At 45.9% G+C, this 6,869-nt stretch carries 7 protein-coding genes; all 7 read left to right on the top strand.

The genetic code is table 11. The features are described 5' to 3' along the window. The first annotated feature begins 69 nt into the window (after positions 1 to 69). On the top strand, positions 70 to 339 hold the full coding sequence (locus AC1DWN_RS24300; RefSeq protein ID WP_477561472.1) for a hypothetical protein: 270 nt from the start codon (positions 70 to 72) through the stop codon (positions 337 to 339). 71 nt (positions 340 to 410) lie between these two features. Then, complete coding sequence (locus AC1DWN_RS24295) at positions 411 to 1,358, top strand: carbohydrate ABC transporter permease (RefSeq protein ID WP_477561471.1); 948 nt, start codon at positions 411 to 413, stop codon at positions 1,356 to 1,358. 29 nt (positions 1,359 to 1,387) lie between these two features. Then, complete coding sequence (locus AC1DWN_RS24290; RefSeq protein WP_477561470.1) at positions 1,388 to 2,224, top strand: carbohydrate ABC transporter permease; 837 nt, start codon at positions 1,388 to 1,390, stop codon at positions 2,222 to 2,224. Further along, complete coding sequence (locus tag AC1DWN_RS24285; RefSeq protein ID WP_477561469.1) at positions 2,221 to 2,985, top strand: Cof-type HAD-IIB family hydrolase; 765 nt, start codon at positions 2,221 to 2,223, stop codon at positions 2,983 to 2,985. Before AC1DWN_RS24290 ends, AC1DWN_RS24285 begins: the two co-directional genes overlap by 4 nt. Positions 2,986 to 3,031: 46 nt before the next feature. Further along, entirely contained in the window at positions 3,032 to 4,138 is a 1,107-nt protein-coding gene (locus AC1DWN_RS24280) for an SGNH/GDSL hydrolase family protein (RefSeq protein WP_477561468.1), read from the top strand. 192 nt (positions 4,139 to 4,330) lie between these two features. Next, entirely contained in the window at positions 4,331 to 5,785 is a 1,455-nt protein-coding gene (locus AC1DWN_RS24275) for an ABC transporter substrate-binding protein (RefSeq protein ID WP_477561467.1), read from the top strand. A 105-nt stretch (positions 5,786 to 5,890) separates the two neighbouring features. Then, positions 5,891 to 6,838, top strand: coding sequence for a carbohydrate ABC transporter permease (locus AC1DWN_RS24270; RefSeq protein WP_477561466.1), 948 nt, complete (start codon positions 5,891 to 5,893; stop codon positions 6,836 to 6,838). The last annotated feature ends 31 nt before the right edge of the window (positions 6,839 to 6,869 follow it).

The following is a 6,869-nucleotide window of genomic DNA, read 5'->3' as shown; positions in this document are numbered from 1 at the left end:
AGTTTAGTAGCTTTGGCCACTCCTTATTAAAGGTCGTTAGACGCAGCCGAAAAATCAGGCGCGCTGCCTATGCGTAAGGATTTAGCTGAAGATCCCGCTAAAATGGCTAGCCTCTCCAGCTCGGCTCAATCCGTTCTGAAATACATTGCGGATAATGATGCCCAACCATATAAAGCAAGCCGTTCTATCAGCATTTCAGATCCAAATCTGGCTCAAGCAGAGAAATTAATGGATGAAAATATAGTCAAATTTGCACTTGGAAAGCAGGATCCGAAACCAATTTTGGAGCAGGCGGAAGAGCTGCTGAAGAAAGCGTTAGAGGCTGAGAAGAAAAATTAAGGTACTGTCGAGCGGAGAGGGYACCTCTCCGCTCTCATTACAAACGCTGGTATGATAGGAGTTGACCTCCCATGTCTAATTCAACTGCAGTGAAAACACCGCAGACCCCCATGCAGAGGCTGGGTCTAGATAAAGCAAGTACGCAAAAGTGGATATTTCTGTTCATTGCGATCGTTCCTCCTTTTGGCGGGTATTTGCTGTTTACGTTATTTCCTAATATTTTATCCATTTATTATGCGCTGCTTGATTGGGATGGATTTACAAATGCGAAGTTTGTCGGGCTGGCGAATTTCATCACCGCATTCCAGGATAAATATGTATGGCGTGCTCTGGGCCACAATCTTATCTTCATGATAACCGTGCCCTTTTTTGTAATTCTCATTTCGCTGCTGCTGGCCTATCTCATTACAAATAAAAACTATTACGAGAACGGCTTCCTGAAGGTATTGTTTTTCTTCCCGAATGTGTTGTCCACGGTTGTAGTCGCTCTCTTATGGGCGTTTATCTATGACGGCTCCTACGGCTTATTAAATGGCCTGCTTAAATTCATTGGAATCAACATCGGCAATTTTTATTGGCTCGGCAATGAGAGCACTGCGCTGGCGTCTATTATTCCAGCATGGGTATGGGGCGGTGTTGGTTTGTATGTCATTATTTTTGCAAATGCGATGCTTGCGATTCCAAAGTCATTGTATGAAGCCGCTATTCTTGAAGGAGCCGGACATATGACCCGCATGTTCAAGATTACGATGCCGCTGGTTACCCCGATAATCCGCGTCAGCGCTTTGTTCCTGGTCGTTGGAACGATGAAAGGTTTCGAGATCATTCTCATTATGACGAACGGGGGACCATTCGGGTCGACGGACGTTATCGGTCTTTACATGTTTAATTTAGCTTTCGGAGAAGAGTATAGGAACTACGGCTACGCTTCTGCAGTCGGTATGATTCTATTCGTTATATTAGTAACAGCTAAACTGCTGATCGACAAATTCGTGCCGAACAAGGACTACGAGTTTTAGTTTCCATTTAAAGGTTCGGAGGGATAAGCTTGAAGGAGAAACGGACATTAATGGATGTCGTCTGGCGCATTCTGCTTTATGCATGGTCGCTGACGATCATATTTCCGCTAATTTGGGTTATCTATGAATCACTGAAGAGTAACCCTGAGTTTTACCAAAATATATGGGCGCTGCCTTCGGAGTTGAAATGGCAAAATTATACGAAGGCTTGGAATCAATACGGCTTTGGACAATCGCTGTTAAATACCCTTTATTATGTGGGCGGAAGCCTCGTGCTGGGCCTGTTCTTCACGACGATCAACGCTTACGCGCTTACGCGAATGAATTTCAAAGGTAGAAAAATCATTTGGAGTCTGATTATGCTGTCCCTGTTCTTGCCAGGTGTCAATGCGCTCGTGCCTCAGTATGTCATTATGCGGGAACTGGACTTGACGAATAGTTTAACCGGGTTAATTTTGTTGTCCAGCCTGGGGGAAAGTGTATTTTATCTCATGCTGCTGGGTGGCTTTATGAGTTCTCTGCCGATGGAGCTGGAGGAGAGCGCGACGATGGACGGCGCTACCTTGTTCCAAAAGTTTTGGCGAGTAATCGTTCCCTTATCGACACCGGGAATTGTTACAGTAGCCGTATTTAAGTTCCTTGGCTACTATAATAACTTCTTAGGCCCTTTCATTTATTTAAGCGATCCTAAGAAATATCCGATTGCCGTGCAAATGTATTCAGCGAATAAGCAAATGGAGTATACTGCTGATTGGGTTACGCTGTTCGCTGGCGTTACGATTGCAATGGTCCCTTCCATTATCATTTACATCATGTTCCAAAAGCTTCTAATGGAAGGCGCGACGATGGGAGCGGTGAAAGGATGAGTGTTATGGATACCGTAAAGGCGGGCTATAAGTTAATTGCCCTCGATCTGGACGGAACGCTGCTGACGGAGGATAAACGAATTTCTGATGAGTCCAAAAAGTGGCTCCGCTACGCGGTCGATCACGGCGTTAAGGTTATGTTCTCAACCGGTAGAGGCTTGCAGAATGCCAAATCATTTTGGGGCGAGCTTGGCTTGGATTCTCCAATGGTGCTTCTTAATGGAGCGGAAATTTGGGAAAGCCCCGGGAGGCTGCGGAAGCGTATCTTTCTGCCTCGGGACACTGTTCGGCGACTGCACGAGATTGCCGTACAGCGGGGGCAATGGTATTGGGGCTACAGTGTGGAAAGCTTGACGAACGAGGATTCTTGGACGCCGGAGATGTTTGAGCGGGATTGGATGAAGTTCGGCATCGGCAGCCATGATGTGAAAATGCTTGCACAGATAAGGGAAGAGCTAGAGAGCTGGGGAACGCTTGAGATCACCCGGTCAGCCCCGATTAACCTTGAAATTTCCGTTAAAGGGGTAACCAAGGAAAGTGGAGTACGCGAGGTTTGTGAAATACTGGGCATCTCCATGTCTGATGTCATCGCAATGGGAGACAGCGACAACGACGTCAAACTGTTGCAAGCAGCAGGGCTTGGCGTAGCTATGGCCAATGGCGAGGAGCACGTCAAAGCGATAGCGGGTGCAATAACCGCCTCCAATAATGAGGATGGGGTTGCTCTAGCGATACGGAAATATGTTTTTGATATGGAGTAAAAAAACGGTATGGGTTGGACGTAAAAATATAGAGGAGTGGATACAGATGTCCGTTCAATCGAAAGAAATCGACATAAACCTGCTAGGTGGAAACGAAGGCCAGGAGACGTTTGAAGGAGAACCGCTGAAGTGGCTTTCTCCGCTTAAGCCTCCTTTTCAAATTGTAGGCTTCCCATGGCTAGCCCAGGATGGTGTTTATCGTCGTCTCCCTCTTAATCCGGGGGTGCCTTTGCCGTCCGCAGTCGATACTCTTGCCTATTGTACTGCTGGAGGCCAGATTCGTTTTCGAACGAATACTTCACGGTTAGTTATTAAGGTGCGTCTAGCTGGTCCTGCGAATATGTACCATATGCCCGCAACCGGGCAGTGTGGTTTTGACTGCTACTTAGGGGATCCTGGCAACCAAAAATACGTCTCCACAACCAAATTTAACCATAATGATATAGAATATGAAGCACAGCTGTTTCGGTGGAATACCAAAAGAGATTTCGCTGTAACCTTGAACTTTCCATTATACCAAGGCGTGGAGGAGGTCTTGATAGGTATAGATGAGGATGCTGCTGTCAGTGCTCCTCCTTCCTATTCCAGCAATAGACCCGTTGTCATCTATGGCACCTCCGTTACACAAGGCGGATGCGCTTCGAGACCAGGCATGGCTTATTCAAACATCCTCAGCCGCACGTTACCGGTGCCGTTCGTGAATCTCGGCTTTTCCGGTTCCGGCAAAGGAGAGCCGGAGCTGGCTCAGATCATGGCGGATATTGAAGACCCTGGGCTCTATGTGCTGGATTATGAAGGCAACACTGGAGCAGCAGAGAACATAGCAATGACGTTGCCTGTGTTCATCAGCATACTAAGAGAGCGGCACCCTGAGGTTCCTATATTAATTGTTTCCAAAATCCGCAATGACGGCGACCGTTTCTATGAAGAGAGGCAGGAGCTGTTTAACCGCCGAAGGCTGGTGCAGTTTGAGAACGTTGAACAGAGGCGGGCAGAAGGGGATAGTCATATCCATTTTGCAGATGGCTTCGAGCTGCTCGGGGAGGACTCCATCAGCGAAATTACCGTTGACGGAACACATCTGACCGACCTAGGGTTTCTTCGCATAGCGCAGTCGCTTGCGCCAATTATCAGACCGCTTCTTAACCTGTAAGTAAAGAAGAGAAAGCCTTGATTACCCGCTGATTGCGGGTAATCTTGAGGCTTTTTTTGTTTTTGTTATTCAACAGGAATAATTTACATAACCTTAATAATTTCATGATAGTTAGATAACACAAGACCGATAAAATAACTTTAGAAGTTGAATAAATCAAATTTATTTATTAATTGGAGGGTTCTAAGATTTATGAACAAAACGTCTAAGAAGCTTGCATCCGTTGGTTTGGTTACAGCAATGGCCGTTATTGCAGCATGCGGTAACGGAGGCAACGCAAACAGCGGAAACAACGCTGCAAATGCACCAGCAGCAAGCAACGCGCCTGCAGAAGTCGCTGTATATGAAAATGGGCTTCCTAAGGATGAGAAGGTTACCTTGAAGGTCGGCTTCTTCGTTGGCGGATACGGGCGCGAATGGTTCGATCATGCAGTTGAAAATTTTACAGCGAAGTATCCCAATGTATCGTTTGATATTACAGCTTCAGCTGATATGAAAACAATCCTCTCGACTAAAATCTCCGCAAACGATGACAAGGAGATGTTCGACCTCTTCAACACAACGCCAGCGGGCGGAATTGTATCCCTCGCGCAAGCGGGTAAGCTTGAGCCAATGGATGACATTTGGGATATGAAGCTTCCGGACGCACCGGATAAAACCGTTAAAGACCTCACGCTGCCGGGCATGTACGAATCGACCACTTTGATCAACGACAAAAGATATGAATTTGCGGCGTCCAGCAGCTTCGGCGGCTTGTTCTTCAATAAAAAGCTGTTTGATGAGCATGGCTGGAACCAAAATCCGAAAACATGGGATGAGTTCAAGCAGCTGCTTGCGGATATTAAGGCGGATGGAATCGCTCCGATTACCTTCCCAGGCATGCATCCGAACTATGTCGATTGGGCATTCGGAGCAGCGAAATTATTTGAGCTAGCCGACATGAACGGTCACGCAGACCAATATATTGAGGACTACAAAATCTTTACGCTCCCACAGTATAAGAGCACAGAGGTTGTAGAGCACTGGAATCGCCTTTATGAACTGGGACAACTAGGGTATTTTGCTGAAGGCTTGCCAGCTTTGTCTCATACGCAATCTCAGATGCAGGTTATTCAAAAAGAAGCTGCAATGGTATCAACAGGAAGCCACGTTGAGAATGAAATGAAGGAAGCGACACCGACAGACTTTGACTGGGGCTTTATGATTGTTCCTTTCAGAGAGAGCACAGATCAGAAGCTTTGGGTAAGAAGCGGAACGACAAACTTCAATTACATTTGGGCAAACAAGCCTGAGCTGAACAAGAAATGGGCAAAGGAATTTATCGTTGAGCTGATGACGTTGGATAATCAGCAATATATCGCTGAGAAAGCGGGCGCTTTGCCTATGCGCAGTGACTTGACAGAAGATGCCGCTAGAACGGTTAACCTGTCCAGCTCGGCACAAGCTGTTCTGAAATACATCACAGAAAACGATGCACGAGCTTATAAAGCAAGCAGGTCTGTTAGTATTTCCGATCCAAACTATGCTCAAGCTACGAAACTAATGGATGAAAATACAATCAAGATCGTCTTGGGTCAGCAAGATCCGATGCCAATTTTGGAAGAAGCAGAAAAATTGCTGACGAAGGCTTTAGAAGCGCAGAAATAAACAGTTTTGCTGCGAGCGAGCGGGGAGGGCTTCCTCTCCGCTTCCTTATTTTAAAATAATAACGGCACCAGCCGCTTAAGTTTGTAGAATAGGAGCTGTCCTCCCATGTCTGATACGACTGTAGTAAAGACACAGCGCACTTGGCTGCAAAGACTGGGTCTTGATAAAAAGAACACGCAAAAATGGATTTTTCTGTTCGTTGCCATCGTCCCCCCCTTCGGAGGGTACTTACTGTTTACGCTATTTCCGAATATACTATCTGTTTATTATGCTTTTCTGGATTGGGACGGGTTTACAGAACCAAAGTTTATAGGGTTCGATAACTTCGTTACGGCTTTCAATGACAAATATGTATGGCGTGCGCTCGGACACAACGTTATATTTATGCTGGCTATCCCAACGTTTGTTGTGTTGATTTCACTGCTGCTTGGTTATTTAATTTCGAATAAAAACTATCGTGAAAATAAATTTTTGAAAGTGTTGTTTTTCTTTCCGAACGTGCTCTCTACGGTTGTCATCGCGCTCTTATGGGCGTTTATTTATGACGGCTCGTATGGCTTATTGAATGGGATCATTGAGCTGTTTGGATTCGACATGAAAAACTTTTATTGGCTTGGTGACGAACGGACTGCGATTTTAGCAGTAATCCCGCCCTGGGTATGGGGTGGGGTCGCCTTGTATGTGATCATATTCGCTAATGCGATGCTGGCAATACCAAAATCATTATACGAGGCAGCCATTCTTGAAGGTGCAGGCCATATGACTCGATTATTTAAAATTACGATGCCGCTTATTATGCCAATTGTTAAGGTTGCAGTGCTTTTCTTAGTCGTTGGAACCTTGAAGAGCTTCGAAAATATTCTCATCCTGACAAATGGCGGGCCGTACGGGTCCACCGATGTCATCGGTTTGTACATGTTTAATCTGGCCTTTGGAGAGGAGTATCGGAACTACGGCTATGCTTCCGCGATTGGTATGATTCTCTTTGTTATATTAGTAACCGCCAAAGTGCTGACGGACAAGTTCCTGCCGAAAAAAGACGTAGAGTTTTAATTTTCATTCAAAGGGTTCGGAGGGATAGGGT

It is taken from the genome of Paenibacillus sp. P4_A7 (genome assembly GCF_056402455.1).
This window is presented reverse-complemented; position numbering and strand designations above follow the sequence as displayed.

Excerpts from the sequence above, each read along its gene's own strand:
- AC1DWN_RS24300 (WP_477561472.1), top strand. The coding sequence starts at position 70 with ATGCGTAAGGATTTAGCTGAAGATCCCGCTAAAATGGCTAGCCTCTCC.
- AC1DWN_RS24295 (WP_477561471.1), top strand. The coding sequence starts at position 411 with ATGTCTAATTCAACTGCAGTGAAAACACCGCAGACCCCCATGCAGAGG.
- AC1DWN_RS24285 (WP_477561469.1), top strand. The coding sequence starts at position 2,221 with ATGAGTGTTATGGATACCGTAAAGGCGGGCTATAAGTTAATTGCCCTC.
- AC1DWN_RS24280 (WP_477561468.1), top strand. The coding sequence starts at position 3,032 with ATGTCCGTTCAATCGAAAGAAATCGACATAAACCTGCTAGGTGGAAAC.
- AC1DWN_RS24275 (WP_477561467.1), top strand. The coding sequence starts at position 4,331 with ATGAACAAAACGTCTAAGAAGCTTGCATCCGTTGGTTTGGTTACAGCA.
- AC1DWN_RS24270 (WP_477561466.1), top strand. The coding sequence starts at position 5,891 with ATGTCTGATACGACTGTAGTAAAGACACAGCGCACTTGGCTGCAAAGA.